Below are 1,251 nucleotides of genomic sequence, written 5' to 3'. Positions count from 1 at the left end.
CCCGGCCACATACGTTGATAATGCGGCTGGCGGCCAGACGTTGACGATCGGAGGCTGAGCATGGCCGTAAACAAGGTGGTTATCAATGATAAGATCGCCCTTGATCTGACCGGCGACACCGTGACCCCCAGCGATCTGGTGGAGGGTGTAACTGCGCACGATGCCACCGGCATGCAGATCACTGGCACTCGCCCCGCCACAAGCGGCACGGATACCAGCGATGCAACGGCGACAGCGAAAGATATTGCTAGGGGCAAAACGGCGTATGTGCAGGGGGCCAAAATCACGGGCGATCTGTACGAGACTGCAAAAGGGAAAACAAAAACCTATTTTACTTGGGGCTCTGAATATGTCACGTTGAAACGTGACGACAAAAGGGATTTAATCAACATAAAAATGCCCTGGATTGGCAACGACGAAATCATGCGGATCGATAGCTACATAGAGCTTGGAGCCGATGTTACTCTTTTTGGCGACGCTACCGCTGCGGATGTTGCAAAAGGCAAAACATTTACAAGTACAGCTGGGTTAAAAGTTACCGGTACTGCGGAGCCTGCCGAAAGCGATAACAACGTTGAGGCATACGCCGTCACGACCACCAGCCCCAGCGTGAATTTTAAGCGCACTGACGGGGCAATCAAGATCTGGGGCTACGGCACCATGACCAGTTCCGGTGGCTGGGGCCAGCAGACTACGAGCCTGGTCGCGTTTGAGGGCGACAAGTACCACAAGGGCGCCATATACGGCGGCCCAAGCAGTACCAGTTTGAGTCTAAGCATCAGCAACGGAAAACTGACTGGCCTGCCGAGTGGACTGACGGCGATCAGCGCGATTGTAACGAGAGGTATATGATATGAGACTGGAAAATGAAGACGTCCTGCTTCACTGGCCGCTGGCCCAGCACATTATCACCGCAGGCTGGCTCTACAATGATGGCAGCCTGCACCGGGCGCTGGATTTCCGCGCCGCCGTCGGCACGCCAGTATACGCCGCAGAGGCCGGCACGGTGGAGACGGCCTACCGCTGGAATGGCCGCCGCACCCAGGGGGACATCAACAGCTACGGCAACATGGTCAAGCTGCGCCACGCTACATACAAGTACGGCACGTTGGAAACGCTGTACGCCCACCTGAGCAAGCTTTGCGTGACTCAGGGGCAGCAAGTGCGGGAAGGCCAGCTGATCGGCTACAGCGGCGATACCGGCAACTGCTATGGAGCACACCTGCATTTTGAAGTGCGCTGGAAAGGCCA

Annotated in this window: 2 protein-coding genes; both read left to right on the top strand. The window is 56.5% G+C overall.

The features are described from left to right. Window positions 1-60: 60 nt before the first annotated feature. A complete protein-coding gene (locus tag C4885_RS16110) occupies window positions 61-852 on the top strand; it encodes a hypothetical protein (RefSeq protein WP_114001302.1) in 792 nt (263 codons plus the stop codon). 1 nt (window position 853) lies between these two features. Next, window positions 854-1,251, top strand: a 398-nt coding sequence (locus tag C4885_RS16105) for a M23 family metallopeptidase (RefSeq protein ID WP_147237885.1), incomplete at its 3' end; no start/stop codon positions are given.

Origin of the sequence: Subdoligranulum sp. APC924/74 (genome assembly GCF_003324125.1) — a bacterium.
Lineage (GTDB): Bacteria > Bacillota > Clostridia > Oscillospirales > Ruminococcaceae > Gemmiger > Gemmiger qucibialis.
Note: the sequence above shows the minus strand (reverse complement) of the source record. Positions and strands in the feature narration are given on the sequence as shown.

Bases quoted from the DNA above. Each gene is read 5' to 3' on its own strand.
- C4885_RS16110 (WP_114001302.1), top strand. From the start codon at position 61: ATGGCCGTAAACAAGGTGGTTATCAATGATAAGATCGCCCTTGATCTG.